The sequence below is a fragment of the uncultured Arcticibacterium sp. genome, assembly GCF_964021845.1.
Lineage (GTDB): Bacteria > Bacteroidota > Bacteroidia > Cytophagales > Spirosomataceae > Arcticibacterium.
Genome location: NZ_CAXHZC010000006.1, coordinates 337,557 through 359,259, shown reverse-complemented (window position 1 = coordinate 359,259; position 21,703 = coordinate 337,557). Strand labels below are relative to the sequence as shown.

The window sequence follows — 21,703 nt, the reverse complement described above, 5'->3', positions numbered from 1 at the left end:
AGTCCGAGGCTCTCATGCTTGCGTATCTCTCTTATCTAAAAAATCATGAGTTATGGCATTTAAAAGTGTAAATCCTTACAATAATCAAGAATTAGCATCTTTTCCTGAACACAGTATTACGGAACAAGAAGTGATACTAAAAAAAGCAGATAAAACATTTACTGAATGGCGAACTAGGTCATTTGCTGAAAGAGCGAAGGTTTTAAATAGGGCTGCAGAAATCCTCAAAAAGAATTCGGAGAAATATGCTAAAACCATTTCATCAGAAATGGGTAAGCCAATATCAGAAGCTAGAGCCGAGGTGAAAAAATGTGCATGGGTTTGTGAGTATTATGCGGAAAATGCAGAAGGTTTTCTAAGTCCAAAGTCTATAGATACCGATGCCCACGAGAGTTTTGTTACTTATGAGCCCCTAGGAGCTATTCTGGCCATTATGCCTTGGAATTTTCCTTTTTGGCAGGTCTTTAGGTTTGCAGCTCCTACGCTTATGGCCGGCAATATTGGTCTTTTAAAACATGCTTCTAATGTGCTAGGGTCTGGTAAGCATATAGCCGATATCTTTTCAGAAGCAGGAGCTCCTGAAGGTGCTTTTCAGCACCTTTTAGTTTCTCATGATAGCATAGAAACTTTATTAGGAAATGACATTGTCAAAGCCGTTTCATTGACTGGAAGCGAAAAGGCTGGTGCCTCAGTAGCTAGTTTGGCTGGAAAGAATATCAAGAAATCTCTTTTAGAATTAGGCGGAAGTAATGCCTTTGTGGTTCTGGATGATGCTGATATTGACAAAGCTGTGGAAATAGGAGTGAAGGCTCGTTTTATGAATACGGGGCAAAGCTGTATTGCGGCAAAACGTTTTATAGTGGTAGAAAAAGCCTATGATAAATTTGTAGAGGGATTTGTCAATAAGGTAAAGGCTTTAAAGTCTGGTGACCCAATGTTGGATAGTTCTGAAATTGGAGTTTTAGCGAGAGAAGATTTAGCAGATATTTTGGCAGAACAAGTTGACAAGTCTGTGGAAATGGGAGCTAAAATTAAGCTAGGAGGAAAGCAGAATGGGGCATATTATGAGCCAACGGTGTTAACCCATATTACTGCTGCTATGCCTGTTTTTAAAGAGGAAACTTTCGGACCTGTGGCTCCTATTATTAAGGTTAAGAATGCGAAAGAAGCTTTTGAAGTAGCGAAAGATACGGAGTTTGGTTTAGGGATAAGTGTTTTTACAGAAGACCTAGAAAAGGTAAAAGCTTATATCAAGGAAGTGCCAGATGGTGCTTTTTTTGTCAATGATTTGGTCAAATCAGACCCAAGGCTACCTTTTGGTGGCACGAAGAAATCAGGTTTCGGAAGAGAGCTGGCGAAAGACGGGATTATGGAGTTTGTGAATGTTAAGACCGTTTACATTCAGAAGTAGTTTAGAAAAATATATCATTTGCCAGTCTAAAAGTGTTGGCATGAGCTTCTACTATATCTCTGATGGCAGGAGAATAACCGCCTCCCATACTAATGCACAGCGGTAAGTTTAAATCTTTGCAGGTCTGAAGGACAAAACGGTCTCTTTCTTTACAACCCTCAATGGAGACAGAAAGCCTGCCTAACTTATCAGTTTCTAAAATGTCTACCCCTGACAAATAGAAAACCATTTCAGGCTTTACATCCTCCATTATTTTTGGTAATACATCTTTTAAGGTTTTAAGATAAAATTTGTCTGTGGTGTTATCTTCCAAACCAATATCTAAATCGCTTTTTTCTTTTCTTAAGGGGTAGTTTTTAGCACCATGCATACTGAAAGTGAAAACACGCGGTTCATTTTCAAAAATTTTGGCGGTGCCGTTTCCTTGATGAACATCTAAATCAACTATCAAGATTTTACTAAAAGTACCCTCTTTAAGAAGTATGTTTGCGGCTATAGCAATATCATTATAGATACAAAACCCCTCTCCACGGTCTGCATAGCTGTGGTGTGTGCCTCCGGCAATATTCATGGCGATGCCATGCTCAATGGCGTATCTGGCACATTGCAGTGTTCCGTTTGCTATGTATCTTCCTCTGTCTATTAGTTTTGCAGACATAGGAAAGCCAATGGCTCTAATTTCTTTCCTTGAAAGTGTTTGCGTTTTAAGCTTGTTGAGGAATTCTGCCGTATGGGTTAAAAGAATTTGCTCGTCTTCTAAAGCCGTCGGATGAAAGAAGTTTTCTTCGGTCACGGTTCCTTCATGAAGTAATTGGGCTGGAATGAGCTCATATTTCTCCATTGGGAATCTATGCCCATCTGGCAGTTCATATATATAAATAGGGGAGAAAGCTATTTTTAGCATAGAACTACAAAGCTAGAGAATCAGGGGAATAAAGTTTTAGATGGAATAATTCTTTTCTTGTCTCACCGAATGTTATTTAAATAATTTCTTCATCAGAAGTTAAATATTAATTTTTTTTAATAACTTGATTGGGTATCCAAATTGCCCATTTCAAGCCTAAACGAAATATGCTTAAACGCCAACGTATTCTTTCTATAGATGTCATGCGTGGTTTAACCCTCTTTTTAATGCTCTTTGTGAATGACCTCTATATTCCCGGAGTGCCAGACTGGTTGGGTCATACTAGTGCCAGCGACGACGGAATGGGTTTAGCAGACTGGGTGTTCCCTGGTTTTTTGTTTATGGTAGGTTTGTCTATTCCTTTTGCTTTTAAGGCACGAGAAAAGAAACAAGAAAGTAAGTGGAGCCTGCTTTTTCATATTTTCTCACGAACTATCAGTTTACTCATTATTGGTGTTTTTATGATAAACACTTCAAACCTTAATGAGGAACTAACTGGAATGCATAAAACACTGTGGGTGGTTTTGGGATATATTTCTGTGTTTTTAATTTGGAACAAATACCCTAAGCAAAGCAAAATGGCTTTTTTGAAATACTTAGGAATAGCACTTCTAATTTACTTAGCGTTCACTTTCAGGGGAGGTACTGCTGAAAAACCTACGTTTATAGAAAAGGGTTGGTGGGGTATTTTAGGCTTAATTGGTTGGGGTTACTTGGTGGCAGCTTTGACCTATTTTTTTCTCAGAGACAGTGTATGGAAAACAGTATTTGCTTGCTTTGTCTTTTTATTTTTGAACATTCTAAACGACTCAGGTTTTACGAATTTCATGAACCCTTTGAAACCTATTTTTGGTGTTATTTTGAGCGGTAGCGTACCATTAATAGTTCTTTCAGGTTTGTTAATTGGTATTCTTTTAAAGGAATTTAAAAATGAGCAAATCAAGTTTTTAAAGCGGATAATTCCGATAGGCTTAGCGGGTATAGTATTGGCCTTTGTGCTGCATTATTGGTTTATTTTCTCAAAAATTTTAGCAACTTCTAGCTGGGGAATGCTCTGTACAGGAATAAGTGTGTTGGTGTTTGGGCTGTTGTACTATTTGATTGACATAAAGAATATCACTGCTTTCTTCAAACCATTTAAGCCAGCTGGTCAAAATTCCTTAACCACCTATTTAGCACCAGATATTGTCTATTATTTAATTTGGGCTCTGCCTTTTCAGGTGTTGTTTTATAAGCAAGATGAAATGCAATGGCTCGCTGTATTGGGTTCTTTGGTTTGGGCTCTCGCAATGATAGGATTTGCAGCCTTGCTGTCAAAAGTCAATATCAGATTAAAATTATAAATTTTCTATTGTCAATTTTTAATAACCATTTGAATGAAAAAAATATTTGCTTTTACACTTTCACTTTTTATTAGCTTTTTGGCATTTGGTCAAGAGAGTTTGCCAGTTAGAGGGCTAGCAATAGCAGCTCCTAATAAAGGCAACTTAGATCGTTTTGTGAAGTTTATGAATGAAGAGTTAGCACCTCGTTCGGTGAATACTTTAATTCTTAGGGTTGATTATAATTTTCAATACAAATCCCATCCAGAATTGGTCAATGATAATGCTCTGAGGCAAAAGGATGTTGATAAATTGGTAGCTGCTGCACAAAAGGGTGGCATATCACTTATACCTCAAATTAATCTATTGGGGCATCAATCTTGGCATTCAGATTTAGAAAAATTGCTTCAGGTTTATCCTGAATTTGATGAAACGCCAGGTATCAAATTACCTGAAAAATATGTGTGGCCTAATGAAGATGGACTGTACTGTAAAAGTTATTGCCCTTTACATCCAGATGTCCACGAAGTTGTTTTTGAGATAGTTGATGAGATTATAGAGGCGTTTAAGGCAGATGCTTTTCATGCTGGAATGGATGAGGTCTTTTATTTAGGGCACGAGGACTGCCCAAGATGTCAGGGAAGAGATAAAGCAGAGCTCTTTGCTGGTGAGGTTACTAAAATTAGAAATCATTTAGCGGAAAATGAGAAGCGTCTTTGGATTTGGGGAGACAGGTTAATTGATGGGAAAACTACGGGAATAGGTCTTTGGGAGGCTAGCTATAATAATACACACCGAGCCATTGATATGATTCCTAAAGATGTCATGATTTGTGATTGGCATTACGAGCGTGTAGATCCCACAGCCGTAATGTTTGCCATGAAAGGTTTTGATGTAGCTACTTCACCCTGGCGGAAAACAGATTTAGCTATAAAGCAAAAGGAAATGATGACTGAATTAAGAGCCAACGCCACTCCTGAGATGAAAGAACATTTCACAGGAATGGTGCAAACGGTTTGGAGTGGCGTAGACGGTTTCCTAGATAGATTTTATGGCAACAGCGAAGAGGACAGCGACGCTAAATGCTTTAAGGCACTGTTTGAGAAAGAGTGATTTAATTCACCCTTCGCCTTTCTTCTTCTATGCCTGAGTTTCGCTTATTCTTTTTGGTCATGTTACCGAAGCTTCTAGAATAGGATAACCTGAAAACCCTATTGAAACTAGACTCGTTTTGGTATTTTGATTGGGTGTCAACATCAAAAATAATAGGGGTCATGGCTCCCATATAATTAACTATATTGAATGATTTTAAGAGGTCTGTAACGCTCAGTTGGATAGTGCCCTTTTCTCCTTTTAATTTTTTAGAAAGTCCCAAATTAGCCACTCCAAAACCAGCTTGTTTATTATGGCCGGTAAAACTCCTGAAGTTTCGCCAACCAGATACTTCTACGTTTATTTCCTTCGGAAACTCTAAGGTCTGGCTAAAGTTGAAACTTTGAAATAAGTAGGATTTAGCGGCTACGCTTGGTGTATATGAGATTTGAAATTTTCTCCAAGACGTGTTGCTGCTTATGCTCAGTTTTGCCCAAGAAGCCCATTGCCATGGATAATTAATGGCAAGATTTAGGCTGTTTTGGAAATCGGCATTCTGCGGGGAAATTAAAAGGATGTCTTCTGCCTTGGTGGATGTAATTTGGTACCGAATAATGGGGTTAATCTCTTTTTGAGCGGATAACTCCAGATTCAAACCTTTTACGTTGGCCGTAAATTTTAGAGCATTACTAAGTGTGGGCTTTAAAAGTGGATTTCCAGAAAAAACGGCTGTGGGGTCGTTATAAAAAAGGTTGGCTATTAGGTCTTCATAACTAGGTCTACTAATTCTACGAGAATAGTTTAGTGACAACGAGCTTTGGTCAGATACATTATGATGAATCAGGAATGATGGGAAAAACTGACTTATGGTAAAAGGACTTTCACTCGTATTGAGCGTTCGGTTCCAATATTCATACCTAAGCCCTGAATGGATATTAGTTTTATCTGATAGCTTAAACTTAAACTGCGAATAGGCCGCATAGAGTAGCTCATTACTAAAAATGGTGCTCTGAGAGCGAGGGTCTATCACCCATTCGCCGTCAGTGTTTGTTTCTATTTTACTGTCGTTCTGATTTGAAGAATAACTTCCTTTTAGACCAAATTCGCTCTCAATAGAAGCATTTATTTTCAAGGAATAATCTGCCTTAAATACTCCTAACTTTATGGAAGAAACACTTTGACCACGGTTACCATCAATGAAAATGCTATTCTCAGGAGTGAATTTGACGTTTTCTTTATTAAAATATTCGCTTTTAATCACGCTTGGATTGTCATTGCCGTATTGAAGAAAGTTGAGGTCGATGTTTAGATTCGCCTTCTCATTTATTTTTTGATTCCAGAAGAAAGAACCTATCAAATTATTTCTACTTCCCTTTGCATTAGAAACAGAGGCCGTTCTGATGTAATCTTTATCAACAATTTGACGACTATTGTTAATCAATGAAACCGAGTTGGCTTTGTTAAACATATAAGACATTTCCGCCCCAAATTCAGTTTTCGGTTTCGTTTGATAGAGTAGAGACAAACTACCATTATGGATGTTGGTATTGGTATGGAAGAAGGTTGAGAAGGTGGTTTCACTTGGGCCACCTAGAATAGGTTGATGACCTGTGCCAAAGCCTGCAAACCCATTTTTGGAATTATTGTGGAAATAAGAATATGCGGCATTTAGTTGAAACTTGTTTCGGCCATAGGAGTAGTTTAAAGCAGTGTTTGCTTTTTCTTTATAACCGTAGCCTGCAGAAAGGGAGAGATTCAATAGGCTCCCTTCGTTTTCATTCTTTTTGAAAATTACGTTAATAACTCCCGCTCCGCCATCGGCATCATATTTGGCAGATGGTGATGTGATTAGTTCTATTTTTTCAATATTGTCGGCTGAGGTACTTTCTAACAGTGCCATCAATTCTGTCATACCCATCGGCACTCTTCTGCCATTGAAAAGTATGGTGATTCCGTTTTGACCGTTTAGTGAAAACTGATTGTTTCTTTTGTCAACCAGAATACCTGGCAACCGCTCTAAAACCTGCATGGCGGAGCTTCCTTTGGTCATCAGGCTGTTTTGAATATTCACCACTGTTCCAAATGGCGTGTTTTGAATCATTTCTCTCTGGGCTGTTACCGTAACTTCTGAAAGCTCGTTTGTACTGGCTTTGAGGACGATGTCTTCTAAAAGTATGGAATCGTGTAAGAAAAAACTGTGCGATAGGCTGTTTGAGAAACCAATACTGCTCACACCTAAGAGATAATTATTATCGTTTTCTGCCGAAATAGAAAAATAGCCTTCTTCATTGGTACTGGTACCTGAAATAAAGCTGGTGTCGGTGGTATGATATAAAATCACATTGGCGTAAGGAATAGGCTGGCTAAAAGCATCACGCACGTTTCCTGTAATTTGAGCGAATATGGTATTTGAGAGCAACAGCAAACCGAATAAGTTGATTTTCATACGAGCTTTTTAGGTTTAGCTCAAAGTAAAAGTGTAAGCTTCTTGACTGTGCTATTGACTTGATGTATAGCGTTCAATTCTTGACAAATTACACTTGTTTCTGAATTTGCTGTTCGTCAGGAATTTGGGGCAGTTTGTCAATTTTGAATTCGAAATAGAAGAAGAATGCATAAATTCATGTTTTATGAGTTTATTTTCAAATACTTCTTGGGTGGTCAAATACAAGCTGTATCATTTACCGTTTTGGCTGGTTTACCATCTGGCCTGGACCTCCATTTATATCGGAAACTTTGAGGATGTTGTTGCTTATTTGGGCTCTATAAACTCTATCAAACTTTACTTTTATGTCGTTTTTCAGGTCATTGGGGTTTATGTAAACTTGTACTACCTTATTCCGAATTTTCTTTATAAAAGAGTGTACAGTTCTTACATTTTGGCCCTATTCTTATTGGTTTTTAGCTGCACCGCTTTTATCACATGCGGTTATTATATGGTGGCTCACTTCTCTAATCAAAGCTTTTACGAAATTTTCAAAAAGCAACCGGACGAGTTTTGGAGTATATTTTTTACTAATGCACTACCATCTACTTTGGCAAGTATGACGTTGGCCATGAGTATAAAACTGGGGAAGAATTGGTTAAGTGCAGAAAAGAAACAGCTCACGCTGCAAAAAGAAAATTTAGAAACAGAACTAAAATATTTGAAGTCTCAAATCAATCCACATTTTCTGTTTAACACCATCAATTCCATTTTTGCCCTTATTCATAAAAATCCTGATTTGGCGTCAGAGTCTTTAGCTAATTTTTCTGGGATGCTGCGGTATCAGCTTTATGAGTGTAATGAAGAAGAAACTGAGCTAGCCAAGGAGCTAGATTTTTTGGAGAATTTTATTGATTTGGAAAGCCTGCGATTAGACGAAACGCATACAGAACTTAAGTTTGAGATTCAAAGAGACAGTTTGTCTGGAAGGAAGATAGCTCCTTTTATTTTAATTCCGTTCGTAGAAAATGCCTTTAAGCATGTTTCAAAAGGGAGGGCACAAAATAACTATATTCGTATGCAGGTTTTGGCTAACGAAAGAGAGTTAGATTTAAGCATTAGAAATAGTGTTGCCGAAGGCTCTAAAACTATTAAAGGCGAAGAGGAATGTAGCGGGATAGGATTGAAAAATGTAAAACGAAGGTTAGATTTGATTTATCCTGAAAGGCACTATTTAGAGGTAGTTTCAAACGCTGACTCTTTCAAAATACACCTTAATATCAAATGGTAAATAAGCTTAAATGTGTGGTGGTGGATGACGAGCCTTTGGCAAGAGAGGTACTCACCAAATACGTGGAGGTGGTAGACTATTTGGAGCTGGCTGCTACCTGTGAAAACGCCTTAGAACTTAATCAAGTCTTAGAATCTGAGAAAATTGATATTATCTTTTTAGATATTGAAATGCCATTAATGACGGGCCTAGACTTTCTTCAGTTGAAATCAGATTTGCCCATTGTTATTCTTACTACTGCATTTTCTAACTATGCTTTAGATGGGTTTCAGTTTGATGTGATGGATTATTTATTGAAACCAATAACCTTTAACAGGTTTTTTAAGGCAGTAAGTAAGGCAAACGAGTATTACAATTTAAAAAACAATTCTCAAGGGCAGTCAAAAGAAAATATAGAGGAAGAACCTTACTTTTTTATAAAGTGCGAGAGCAAATATGAAAAGATATTTGCTAATAGAATACTCTTTGTGAAATCTATGCAAAACTACGTGCTTATTCATACGGATGTCGGTAATTACATGACGCTATTGCCGCTAAAAACCGTAGAAGAGAACCTTGATTCCAAAGAATTCATTAAGGTTCATAAATCTTACCTAGTGGCTATTTCAAAGATAGAGACCATGGAAAGCCATGAACTGCTAATAGAAAGCCACAGAATCCCGATAGGGCGAAGTTTTCGGGAGAATGTGCATGAAAGAGTCTTGAAAAATAAGGTTTTAAAGAAGGACTGAATTTACATAGTCCTTCTGAGGAGATTGAGTCTTATATGCATTAGAAAAATTTACTCCAAAACCTTCACTTTAATATCTTTAAAATAAGCAATGCTTTTAGGGTCATGACCTTGAAGGGCGAAGGTTCCTGAGCTAAGTCTTTTGGTGCCTCTATCATCTGGAAGAACGTCAGGTTCTGTATAATCTACGGCTACTTCCCCATCTATTTTAATGATGATTCTTTTGTCTTTGACAATTACATGATACTCATACCATACATTGTCTTTTGCAAAGTTCTCTTTTACGTCTTCTACGGCATAAAGGCTCCCCGTTTTACGCCAGTCGGTATGAGTTTGGTTTACTTGTATTTCGTATCCTTTTGATGGCCAGCCAGTAGCTTGGTAGGCAGTATGGATGAAAATACCGGAATTAGAGCCGGGTAAAGTCTTAGCCTTTAGTTTTAGCTCAAAATTCTTGAAGTCATGATTTGCAACAGTACCATCATAAAACATGTGAGCTCTTTTTCCTGCTACCTTTATTGCACCATCTTCAATCGAAAAACAGCTTGGGTCATCTTCATTGATTTGCCAACCATCAAAAGTTTTTCCATCAAAAAGTGATGTCCAGCCTTTTTGAGCGTTGGTTAAATTAGGAGTAAATAGAATAAGGAGGATGAGTATTTTCTTCATGATTGTTATTGGGTTGAATATTGAGTGTAAAAGTTACTACAATTTAGGGAGGTCTTTAATTACAGAGAATAAAAATAATGTTAACTGGATATAAATTCTCTAAATAGGAGTGTATAATTAAGCTTTAATTTTTTTCTCTAGTTTACACTTTTTCGTACGAATAAATGTGTGACACCACACTTTTTCAAAGGAATAAATGTAGGGGTGCTACACTTTTCCTAAGGAAAGTGGGTTCTGTTGTCGTCTTTAATGCGTGAAATTGGCCTTAATCACACTCCCCCTTCAAACTCTCCACAGGAATAAGAAACCTGGCTATAATGTATCTCATACTAGAACTATCAGCTAAGCATTTTAAGCTATGACTAAACTACTTGATGGTTGTCAAATATTACTTTAAATTTAATCTTTATACACAATGGTCAATTAATATGAAATACCCAGTTGAATCCACTATCGACACCTTACCATTTGAAGAATTAACTTGGGAAAGGTTTGAGAGGCTTTGTCGGGACATATTTGTGGAAGAATATCCTAATCTAACAAATATTAGAGAATACCTTAGCCAAGGGCATGAACAGTATGGTATAGATTTAAGAGGCTTTGACCCAGATGATGGTAAGTATGTTTTTATACAATCTAAAAGAAAGAAGTCCTTTACAGGGACTGATTTAGAAGAGGCGGTTGTTAAGTTTAAAGAGGGTAAATTTTTTTCTGAAGCTAAGGTTTTTATTATCTGCGTTTCTTCAAAAGTAAATGAGGCATATGAATCTAAGATATCGGAATTAGAAAAGAGACTTGCTTCTTACAAAATAGAATTTTTGGTCTGGGATGAAGTTTCTTTGAATCGGATTCTAAAAAGATTCCCACAAATAGTATTTGATATATTTGATAGGGGAGCTCTCCCTGCTATTTACACTAGAGCTTTTAATGGACAAGAAAGTCAAAAGAAGTTACTTCATCAGCCGAGTAAACGAAATTATCCCAAATTAGAGAATTATATTCCAAGACAGTTAACAAAAATCAATGAGATAGGGATAAGGATAGAAAATTCGATAATTGAAGCTATTGAAGGGATTTCTAACTATATAATTATTAAAAGCGAAGCTACTTATGGTAAAACGACAGAATTAGAATTTGCGGCTCATTATTTCTCGGTTTTAGAAGGCGGTCTATTTTATCCGATATTTATTTCATTGAAGAACTATATTTCTGAAACTTTTGATTCCTTGCTTAAGGAATATTTTTATGAAGACTGGAGGAAAGTTCCTCAAAATAAGCTCTTGCTCCTTTTAGATGGATTTGATGAAATTAAGACAGAAGAAAGAGAAGTCTTTCTTGGTAGGTTGGGCACTTTTATAAAATCTTGTCCAGAAGCCAAGATTGTTATATCTTCAAGAGCAAACTTTATTGCAGGCTCTTCGCTTCTGACAGAGTTTAGTATTTATACTCTGTCAGAATTCTCCAAAGAAGAGATAAGGCTCTATGTCTCCAACTTTATTCCAAATGAAAAGGAAATTACAAAGTTTTTTGAATATATAGAAAACCGAAAAATTCAGAATTGGATATCAAGCCCTTTTAATTTAACCAACCTTATAGAATTATACAATGCGGATTCAACGAACTTACCCAGTACTAGGATAGAGTTGATAAAGCAGATTCTTGACTTACACCTTGAAAAAGATTTTTTCAAGTATCGCATATCGGATTTTGAAAAGCTGAAATACAGAAGAGTTTTAAGTAATTTGGCTTTGTCTTTTAGCCTTTACGGGGTTAACGCGGTTTCAAAGGAAAACCTTACGAAGGTTTTTGGAATGAAGGAAATTGAAGTTTTAAGAAAAATTTCCATCGTCAATTTTGACGATTCCAATGTGTTTTTTAAACATAATGTATTCCAGGAATATTTAACCGCAGAGATTCTATCCCATAAGTCTTATGCTAGTTTAATGGAGCTTATATCCTTTAAGCCTGACTTTGTTGTTTTTAAACCGAAGTGGTACAATACTATAGGGATTCTTATAGAATTACTAGCAGCAGGAACTAAAGATTTAAAAGAGCTTCTTCTAGGTATAAGCAATAAAGACTCTTCAATTCTAAACAGCATTGAATATAAGTTCATTCCAGTTGGGCTACGTTTCGAAATCTTTAAAAGGATTGTGTCTAATCCAGAAAGGATTTATAGAAAAAATGAAATTGACACCTATAAACTGTCTCAATTTGTTGAAATTGATGAAAATGAAGAGGCATTTGATTTTTTACTTGAGCTTATTAAAGAATCAAAGGAGGAGGTTAGAAACGAAGCACTTCATTGTTTACTGCACATTGAACGTAAAGCAGAATGGTTAGACTCTGAAGAACTGGCAATAGTATTTTTTAAAATCCTTAAAGATGATTTAGTTTCCGAGTATACGAAAAGTTTATGCTTTGATGTCTTAAGGAAATTGAAAATAAGTGAAGAAAGTATAGAAGAGCTCTCTCTAGTGCTTATTGATAAGACTAAGGATTTTAGATTTATAGACAAGGTGTTGGCTTATCTTAATTGTTCAAATCGCTTTGAAGAATTTATTGATATTTACTTGAACAAAGTCCAAGACCTTGATAGGTATAACTCTATGCAGAATTCGGTTGTCGGATATGGCAGCCATTTTCAAAAAGGATTATTACAATTTGAAAAGCTTAGCAACATTCATCGAATACTGGATTATCTAATTAATAACATAGATGATGTTTTGGAGCGTAAATCCATATTTGTTGAGAAATTCTATAGTAATGAGAGTTTTTTTGATAAGTTTTTAGAAAATTTAATTAAGGCATATCAAAATGACAAATTTTTATATGAAAAGGTCTTACTTCTATTGACAACCTCAAAACCGGAAAAACTAAGGAAATATTTAGGTTCTTTAATAGAGTTTTTTGTTGCTACCAGAACCAACGATAGAGCATTTTGGCAACTATGGGAAGTGAATAAGGACTATAGAATTAAGCTATTGTTAGGTTTGTTAATTGATGACAGTCTTCTTAAAACTATCATTGACCAATACAAAAAGAATTCATTTTCCGATTCTGAGATTTGGAGTTTAATTAATTATATGAATTGGGTAGAGAGGCGTAATCTGGCTGAGGAGTTTAGGCAAAAAGTAAATGATATTTCAAATAGCTATTTTATTTACACGGTAGAACCAGATTATAAAAAAATAGAACAAATTAAAAAAAGTAGAGATTATGAATTGTTAATGGACAAGGTGCTTTTTAAGGAGAAAGCGTTAGATTTTTTTGTTTTTTTTGACAGCAACTCTCTTTCTCAAACAGAGGTTCTTTCGTATATGGAGGCTTGGGAGGAGTGCGACAATAACGTGGTTCCCTTCTTTTTGAATAATTGGTTTCAGGGAGTAGAAAATGAAGTTTTAACCCAAGAGGAAGTACATAATTGGTTTGCTTCTAAATCAGAAGGCTGGAATTGGTATGTTATTGGAGAATTGAGCGATATGGTTGATAATGAGATTCCATTAAAATGCTTCAATTATGTTCAAGAATGGTGTAATAAGGCGAAAAGTATGGTTGACTTTAGAACCGCGATTACTGAAAAGGAAAAGGGTCATTTTTCTGTCAGAAAGAGGGAATTATATTATTCCATATTTTTTAAAAAATTGAATATTAATGTTCCAAAAGTTAAACAATTGGAGATGCTTAGCTTTGACCTAGAATCAAACATCAAAAGTGTAAATGAGGAGCCAGAAGAAACGATTACTGAAAAAGTCATTCGTCTCCAAGGAAAGGAAGCTGTCTTGATTCAATTTTTAGATAATCTTAAATTTTTGGATCTTCCATATGATGTTTTACAGAACCATGTTTCGTGGTGTGAAGAATTGAAAATAACTGAGTCAACAGAATCGATTGCTCAATGCATTAAAAAGTATCGTTCAAGTGAAAATTTTGGCCTTGCCAACATGCTTAGCATCTATCTTAAGTTAGGGGGTGATGTTAGAGTTTTCACTTTTATTTTTAACGAATTTGACATGAATTTTGATTTGCATTGGGATATTCTTAAGGAAATGGTCGCACATCAGTTTTTTAAACGTAAAATAGTGAAACTTTTAAAGGGGCATATTGATGCAACGATGCCAAATGCTTTTCTATTAAAGTCGTCAATTTTTTTGGTCAGTTTGGGAGACATAGAGGGATTAAAGCGGTTTTCACTTTGGTTTAAAGGGCAACAAAGAATCCCAGATACCATTGAGTTTGTGGAAAATATTGATAGACTCGATTTTGACGAGGCATTTGTAATACTTGAAGACTTAATGCGACATATTATTAGCAAGAATTTTAGCGACTTTAGATTTACTAATCCTATCGGACAGATACTTCATTTGCTCGCAAAACCAGTATATATCAATGAAACAAGGTTTAATAAATGTGTCTATCAGCTAAATGAAATTAACAAGAGCATACAAATAGAAAATAATATTTACCGCTATAAATCTGAGGTTAACCATTTTATTGATGAGTATTATTTGCAGAAAGTTGATTTCGAAAACTATTCTGAAACGAAGGCTTATCTAGCCTAAATGAGTTAAGATTGAACAAATACTACTCCCCCTTCAAACTCTCCACAGGATTCACCATGGCCGCTTTAGCAGTTCTGAGGGTTACGGTTAGCATGGTCATGGCGAAAATGGCTAAGCCTACTCCTAGAAATACCCAAAGAGATAAGTCTGCTCTTAGTTCATATTTTGAAAGCCAATTATTCATGAAATAGTAGGCCACTGGAAAAGCTAGCAAACAGCTTAAGCCAATCAAAATCACGAAGTCTTTTGACATCAGCTGTATCACATTATTAACAGACGCTCCTAAAAGTTTTCTGATACCTATTTCTTTGCTTCGTTGCTCTGCCATGAAAGAGGATAGGCCAAAAATGCCTAAGAAACTAATAAAAACAGCCATGATTGAAAGGGCGGAGGATAGTTTAGCCACTTGCTCTTCCCTCATGAATTTTAAGCCCGTATCCTCACTGGCAAATTTGATATTTAAATCGCCATTCGGGCTAAATTCTCGTAATACAGTTTCTACTCTTTTTACAGATTCTGAAACACTTAATTCTGGGTTCATTCGCATAGAAACGAAAGGCATATTTCGTGGCCGAGATGTGAAAATAGTGGGCTTCACTTTTTCAAAAGGTGATTCCATAACTAGGTTCTTGCTCACTCCTATAACTTTAAAATTTGTCTCACGCCAGTTGATTATTTGACCCACTGGGTTTTCAAAACCTATTTGAGCCACAGCCGCTTCATTTAAAATCATGGCTTCTGTGTCCGTACTAAATTCTCTAGAGAAGTCTCTTCCTTCCAGAATATTCCATTGACTTACTTCCCCAAATTCAGGCGTTACATCTAGCGTAATAAACTCTAGTTTCAGTTCAGGGTTTTTGCCTTGCCATTGAAAGCCTTTATTAATATTCCACATGTCGGTAATGGGGCCAGAAGATTCACACATCTCTAAAACACCACCAGACTTGATGAGGTTTTCTCGCATGGCATCAAAATGTCCTCTTAGGTCATCTGAGCGTTTTTGAAAGTAAATAAGGTTGTTTTGGTCATAGCCCATGGGCCTATTTTTACCAAATTCTATCTGCTGATAAACCAATACAGTACCTATGATAAGTGTAATGGAAATACCAAATTGTAGTACTACCAGTCCTTTTCTAAAGTATGATTCTCGTTTTTTGCCTAACACTTTTCCTTTTAAAGTTTTTACAGGGTCAAAAGATGAAAGATATAGGGCTGGATAACTTCCAGAAAGAAGGCCTGTAAGTATGAAAAAGCTTAAAATTGTTCCCCAAAACAGTGGATTGGTCCATGGAATTACCAAAGCATTATTTGACAGGTTATTGAAGGTAGGCAGGAGTAAAACACTAATTAAAAGAGACGTTAAAAGTGCAATAAAAACGACTAAAAAGGTTTCTGTGAAAAACTGTAAAACCAACTGACTTTTAAAAGAACCTATGGCTTTTCGTAGCCCTATTTCTTTTGAGCGTTTGGCAGAGCGAGCGGTGCTCAAATTCATAAAGTTGATACTAGCCAGTAGCAATATCAAAACGCCAATTATGCCAAACATCCATACATTTTTTAAACCTGAACCTACGGGCACACCATCTTTATACTGAGGGTAAAGGTGCCATTTAGACATAGGATGAAGGAAAAGTTCTGGTTTTGATTCGTTAGGGTAAGCATCATTCAGCGTCGTTTTTATTTTTGCCGATACGGCATCAAAGTCTGCATTTTCAGCAATTTTTACATAGATAGGGAAGGCATTTGTCCACCAGTCGTCACGTGAGTTTTTAACCCATGCCGCCATGTTTTCTAACATCTCAAAAGAGCCATAATAGGAAATGTTTTTGTAGGTGGCATTTTTGGGAAGGTCTTTAAAAACACCGATGATTTCGGCATCTACATTTTCATCTATTTTCACCAATTGACCTACGGCAGATTGCTCACCAAATAAGGCTTCACTGGCAGACTTTGACATGTAAATGGCATTGGGAGCAAGTTTTCTTTGGGCGGAGCCTTCAATTAACTCTAAACCCATTACTTCAAAACCACCCTCTTCCATGAAAAGGCCTCTTCGGGTTATGGTTTTGTCGTTTACCCGCAAAGAGCGTTCGCCTCCGTAGGAAGAAACCACCACTTCATCAAAATCATCTGGGAAGAGTTCTCTGAGTTTAGCACCTAGTGGAACCGGGTTAGACGTCTCCGTAAATATTTGATTATTATAAAACCTGTTTTTCTGAAGTAAGGCTACTTTGTCATAAGAGGCGTTATACTTATCATAACTCAGTTCGTCCTGCAGCCAGAGACCTATCAGAATAGCCATGGCCATTCCGCTTCCTAAACCCAGTACATTAAGTACGGTGTATAGTTTATTTTTTGTAAGATTTCTCCAGGCGAGTTTAAGGTTGTTTTTTAGCATTAATTATTTGGGTTAAACGTTACGGGTTAAAAGGATAAGGGTTTTGTTAATTTCAAACCTCTACTCTTTGACCTCAAACATTTTTTATTCTCTTCTTAAAGTTTCCACTGGATTTATAAGGGCCGTTTTTACGGCCTGATAGGAGACGGTTAGCAGAGCAACTGAAATAGCGATAATGGCCGAAACTACAAATATCCAAGGTTTCATTTCTTCATGATAAGGGTAGTTTTGAAGAAATTCTTTTCCAGCCAAATATGCCAAGGGCAATGAAATGACAAGCGAGATAAGGGTAAGCTTTAAAAAGTCTTTTGTTAAGAGTTTAACAATACTCGCTACCGAAGCACCAATCGCCTTTCTGATTCCTACTTCTTTGCTTCTCTTTTCGGCAGATAAAAGTGCTAAGCCAAACAGGCCAATACAGGAGATGAAAATGGTTAATAGGGTACTTATGAAAGTGATTTGCTTCCATTTAGCTTCTTTTTCATAGGCTTTTATATTTTCTAAGTTTTTAAAACTATACGAGTAAGAATTCCTTGGGAATAGGCTTTTAAAAGTAGTCTCTATATGTACTAAACTTTCCGACGCTGACTTTGGTGCAATTTTAATATTTGCCATGCCAAAGCCTGTTGGTTTCATGGAGAAAAGCTGTGGCCTTATTTCTTGACTAAGGTTTGAAAAATGATAATCCTTAACCACACCCACCACGGAGTACTTTTCATTATCGTTATGCCAAAAGTCCACTATTTGGCCTATTGGCTCACTCCATCCAGCTTCTTTGGCGAAGGTTTCATTAATTAAAACGCTGGTGGAAGCATCAGATGGAAAGTCTTTTGAGAAATTCCTTCCTGCTACCAGCTTTAACTTTAACATAGGAATATAGGCTTCATCTACAGTTTCGTAACTGAAGTTCAGGGTCTTTTTTCCATTATTTACTTTGGCAGACTTAAACCAGCCGCCACTGTTTTTAGGAGCCACTGCCGTAATGCTGGCGTTTTGAAGTAATTCGTCCTTGAAAATGGCTGTTTTTTCTTCGTTTAAATTTTGCCCAAAATTGACCTGAACCAAATCTTTATCATCATAGCCAAGGTCTTTGTTTATCAAAAAATTGAACTGATTATAAACCGTTAAAGAAAGAACAATTAGAAAACCTGCCAAGCTAAACTGTACCACTACCAAAGACTTCTGAAGGTAGTTTTTGCCCGATAATTTGGTTCTGTTATATAGCGATGAAACAGGACTAAGACCACTCAAAACCAAGGCAGGGTAAAAACCAGCCAAAGTGGAGGTAAGGATGAACGTCAACACATAAATTGCAACCAGTTTGCTATCTAGAAGATAATTAAAAGCAAGAGCTTTGTTTGATAAATCATTGAAGGTTGGCAAGAAAATATTAACCAGAAGAATGGCCAAAACGAAAGCTAGGAAACCTATTAAATAAGATTCTCCTAGAAACTGATAAATCAATTGTTTTTTGTCGCCACCTACTACTTTTCTAAGTCCAATTTCTTTGGCTCTTTTGAGCGATTGAGAAATGGTGAGATTCACGAAATTGATACAGGCTATTACCAAAAGAAAAATAGCGATACCTGAAAGTAAATATGACAAAACGGGGTTACTATTGTCTTTAAGGCCATTTTGAGCTAAGTAATCTGTACTTAAATGCATCTCTCTTAATGGCTGGAGGAGGTATTCTGTCTTGCCTTCTTCCCCATACATTTCCTGCATTTCTTTGAACGCTAGAGCAGTTTCTTTTTCATAGTATGTACCCATGGAAGCTTCCACTTCAGCTTTATTTGAGTTTTCATCTAAAAGCACAAAGGTGTTTAAAAAGTAGTTAAACCATTGCTCACTTTGGTCTTTCGAATTAACGATGTAGGGCATCAGCATGTCAAACTTAATGCTGGAGTTTTGAGGTGATTTCTTCGTGATTCCCGTTACCGTGTAAACTTGAAAATCATCCCCATCTTTTATTTCTATGGTTTCATTGATAGCATTCTTTTTGCCAAAAAACTGAAGGGCTTTTTCTTCAGATAAAACTATAGATTTGGGCTCTTTTAAGGCAGTATTGGCATCACCATACACTAGCGGGAAACTAAAAACGGAGAAAAAGGAAGCGTCGGCACTGAGCATTTCGTAGCCATTTACCTCATTTTTTTGCTTTACATCTCTGTATTCGCCTTTAACTCTTACATAATCTTTAATACCTGGCACGTTCGCCTGAAACATAGGGCCTTGCGGATTTCCTGAGTTCGAATCTGTGCCACCTTTGCTGCCGTCAGGATTGTACCAATCGTTAACTACTCTATAAATTCTTGGCCCTTGCACATGAAAACGGTCATAGCTGAGTTCATCTTTCACATAAAGAGTAATGAGCATGACCACAGTTAGGCCTAATGATAGCCCCAAAATATTAATGGAGCTAAAGACCTTATTTCTAATTATGTTTCGCCAAGCTATTTTAAAGTAGTTTTTTATCATGGCTATTCAGATTTAAGTGATTTTACAGGATTCATTTGGGCGGCTTTTATGGCATGATAGGCTACCGTGAAAAATGCAATGAATATAGCTAGAATTCCGGATGCTGTTAATACTTTCCAGTCTACATCTACACGGTATGGAAATTTCTCAAGCCACGAATTCATTCCAAAATAAACCAGAGGCGAAGCTATCAAAATGGAGGCTAACACTAAGAGCAGAAAGTCCTTGCTCATTAGCCCTACTAAGGTATGTACTTCAGCTCCTAATACTTTTCTGACGCCTATTTCTTTTGTTCTGTTTTTGATAACCATAAGTGCTACCGCAAAAAGCCCAATACAAGAAAGAAGGATGGCTATACCAGCAGCGGTGACAAATATCTTGGCGAATTTCTGTTCTTTTTTATATTGATTATTGGTGTTTTCATCTAGAAAAGAGCCTTGGAACTCCGCTTGAGGGGCATAGGCCAAATATTTGTCCTCTAAAAGCTTCATTGTTTTGACAGGGTTTTGAGCATTGATTTTTACCAAAACATAATAGATACCGAAAGGCTTATTGAACATTAAAGTCAATGGTTCTACGGTTTTGTGAAGTGACTCAAAGTGGTAGTCTTTTACAATTCCGATGATGGTTTTTCCCTCGTCCAAATTGATTCTCGTACCTACCAAATCTTCCATCCCGCCTAGTTCTTTGGCCATGGCTTCATTTATAATACAGGCCTCTGTACTATCTGTGGAGAATTTCCTATCGAAACTTCTACCAGCAATAAGGTCTAAACCCATGGTTTCTACATAGTCAAAATCAACATTGAGCCCATTGGTTTGAATATTCCTGTCTTCTTGATTAAATCCAAAAACGGAAGACATGCTGCTATTATCTTTTCCTATTCCAAGGTTACCGTCAGAGCCTGAAATGCTTTGAATTTGACTTTCGTCTGCCAGTTCGTTTCTATAATAATTTAGAAGGTCATACCCTTCAATGCTGTTACCTACCGGAATGCTTATGACGTGTTCTTTGTCAAAGCCTAAAGGTTTGTTTTGAAGTAAATTTATTTGATTCCAAATCACAAAAGTAGCAGCTATAAGCCCGATGGAAATAGTAAACTGAACCACGATAAGGGAGTTTCTGATTCCTCCTTTTATCAAGCTCGTTTTTACTTTACCTTTTAAAACTGCTACAGTCTGAAATTTAGAAACCATTAAGGCTGGATAGCCTCCGGCCAATGCGGTAATTATGACAAAGGTAAACAGGATACTTAGTAAGACATTTACCTGAAATAGCTGGTTAAAGTTTAAGTGACCATCTAGCAAGGAATTGACCTCAGGAATTAGAACAATGGCAGCTGCTACGGCCAAAATAAAAGCTAGGCAATAGGTAATAAAAGCTTCACTCCAAAACTGCCAAATGACTTGCTGTCTGGTAGCACCCAATGCCTTTCGCATACCTACCTCTTTAGAGCGTTTGAAGGCTTTGGCAATAGAAAGATTAATAAAGTTGATGGAGGAAATAAGTAAAACGAGAAGGCCGATCGCTAATAAAATATAAGGATAATAAGGGTCTGTGGCTCTGTTTCCTACGGTTTGGTCAAAATGAACCTCCGTAAATGGTAAAAGTCTGGTACTAATAACTTCACCTCGTTCATCGCCATAGTAACCCTGCTCATTCGCAAACTTTATGGATTCTTGGTAGTATTTTTCCGTGAAGGGTTTTAGGTTTTTCTCAAAGTCGAGGTAGTTGACACCATCGGCTAGCTGAATGTATAAATCATGGTTTTTAGAGTTCCAGGTATCTTTGTTTTCTTGGTATTCAGGAAAGGCTTCTATGCGTACTAAATTCTCATTTTCTAAGGAGGAGTTTTCGGGAGAGTTTTGCGTAACACCATTCACTGTAAATGGTGTGGAACCTGCTCCAAAATTCACCATTACGGTTTCACCCATCGGGTCAGCTTCGCCAAAAATGCTTTTGGCTGTTTTTTGGGTCAAAACAATATTATTTAGCTGACTTAAAGCAGATTTTTTGGTGCCTTTGATAAGGTCAAAAGAAAACATTTCAAAGTAATCTTCATCCACAAAATTGACATCAAGTTCAAAAGACTTATCTCCGCTTTGGAGGTACATGCCGCCATCAAGAAGCCTTGTGGCATGTTTTATTTCCTCTTGGAATTCAGCTTTTAAGGCTGGTTGTTTTGGAAAGGGCATAGCCGTGCCAAATTCCGTTTTCTCTGGTCTGTTTACCTTGTAATAGACTTTATAAAGTTCGTTTTTGTTAGCTTGAAAATTATCAAAAGAAAACTCAAAGTTTGCCGACAAAAAAAGAACAATGGCCACTAAGAATGCAACGGATAAGCCAAGCAGGTTAATACCAAAAAACAGTTTGTCGTTTTTGATGTTTCTGAATGCTATTTTGAAGTAATTTTTTATCATA

12 protein-coding genes are annotated in these 21,703 nt (G+C 36.7%); 6 read left to right on the top strand and 6 right to left on the bottom strand.

The window, feature by feature from the left end:
• Positions 1 to 52: 52 nt before the first annotated feature.
• Complete coding sequence (locus AADJ06_RS17620) at positions 53 to 1,411, top strand: NAD-dependent succinate-semialdehyde dehydrogenase (protein ID WP_341227805.1); 1,359 nt, start codon at positions 53 to 55, stop codon at positions 1,409 to 1,411.
• A gap of 1 nt (position 1,412) precedes the next feature.
• Here AADJ06_RS17620 and AADJ06_RS17615 read toward each other — a convergent pair whose 3' ends face one another.
• Positions 1,413 to 2,315, bottom strand: a complete 903-nt coding sequence (locus AADJ06_RS17615; protein WP_341227804.1) for a histone deacetylase — start codon at positions 2,313 to 2,315, stop codon at positions 1,413 to 1,415.
• A 167-nt stretch (positions 2,316 to 2,482) separates the two neighbouring features.
• On the opposite strand from AADJ06_RS17615, the gene AADJ06_RS17610 reads away from it, so the two are divergent.
• Positions 2,483 to 3,658, top strand: coding sequence for a DUF5009 domain-containing protein (locus AADJ06_RS17610; protein ID WP_341227803.1), 1,176 nt, complete (start codon positions 2,483 to 2,485; stop codon positions 3,656 to 3,658).
• Positions 3,659 to 3,691: 33 nt separating this feature from the next.
• On the top strand, positions 3,692 to 4,750 hold the full coding sequence (locus AADJ06_RS17605) for a family 20 glycosylhydrolase (protein WP_341227802.1): 1,059 nt from the start codon (positions 3,692 to 3,694) through the stop codon (positions 4,748 to 4,750).
• A 1-nt stretch (position 4,751) separates the two neighbouring features.
• Here the strand turns inward: AADJ06_RS17605 and AADJ06_RS17600 are convergent, their stop codons facing one another.
• Positions 4,752 to 7,175, bottom strand: a complete 2,424-nt coding sequence (locus AADJ06_RS17600; protein WP_341227801.1) for an outer membrane beta-barrel protein — start codon at positions 7,173 to 7,175, stop codon at positions 4,752 to 4,754.
• Positions 7,176 to 7,359: 184 nt separating this feature from the next.
• On the opposite strand from AADJ06_RS17600, the gene AADJ06_RS17595 reads away from it, so the two are divergent.
• A complete protein-coding gene (locus AADJ06_RS17595) occupies positions 7,360 to 8,445 on the top strand; it encodes a histidine kinase (protein WP_341227800.1) in 1,086 nt (361 codons plus the stop codon).
• On the top strand, positions 8,439 to 9,176 hold the full coding sequence (locus AADJ06_RS17590) for a LytTR family DNA-binding domain-containing protein (RefSeq protein WP_341227799.1): 738 nt from the start codon (positions 8,439 to 8,441) through the stop codon (positions 9,174 to 9,176). The genes AADJ06_RS17595 and AADJ06_RS17590 overlap by 7 nt, the downstream gene beginning before the upstream one ends.
• A gap of 50 nt (positions 9,177 to 9,226) precedes the next feature.
• Here AADJ06_RS17590 and AADJ06_RS17585 read toward each other — a convergent pair whose 3' ends face one another.
• Complete coding sequence (locus AADJ06_RS17585) at positions 9,227 to 9,844, bottom strand: DUF1080 domain-containing protein (RefSeq protein ID WP_341227798.1); 618 nt, start codon at positions 9,842 to 9,844, stop codon at positions 9,227 to 9,229.
• A gap of 428 nt (positions 9,845 to 10,272) precedes the next feature.
• On the opposite strand from AADJ06_RS17585, the gene AADJ06_RS17580 reads away from it, so the two are divergent.
• Positions 10,273 to 14,406, top strand: a complete 4,134-nt coding sequence (locus AADJ06_RS17580; protein ID WP_341227797.1) for an NACHT domain-containing protein — start codon at positions 10,273 to 10,275, stop codon at positions 14,404 to 14,406.
• 22 nt (positions 14,407 to 14,428) lie between these two features.
• On the opposite strand, the gene AADJ06_RS17575 is transcribed toward AADJ06_RS17580, so the two are convergent.
• From AADJ06_RS17575 to AADJ06_RS17565, 3 genes are all read right to left on the bottom strand, one after another.
• A complete protein-coding gene (locus AADJ06_RS17575) occupies positions 14,429 to 16,804 on the bottom strand; it encodes an ABC transporter permease (protein WP_341227796.1) in 2,376 nt (791 codons plus the stop codon).
• 84 nt (positions 16,805 to 16,888) lie between these two features.
• Positions 16,889 to 19,282, bottom strand: a complete 2,394-nt coding sequence (locus tag AADJ06_RS17570; RefSeq protein WP_341227795.1) for an ABC transporter permease — start codon at positions 19,280 to 19,282, stop codon at positions 16,889 to 16,891.
• 2 nt (positions 19,283 to 19,284) lie between these two features.
• The gene (locus AADJ06_RS17565) at positions 19,285 to 21,702 is read right to left on the bottom strand and encodes an FtsX-like permease family protein (protein WP_341227794.1); all 2,418 of its coding nucleotides are present in this window, start codon (positions 21,700 to 21,702) and stop codon (positions 19,285 to 19,287) included.
• Between the last annotated feature and the right edge of the window lies 1 nt (position 21,703).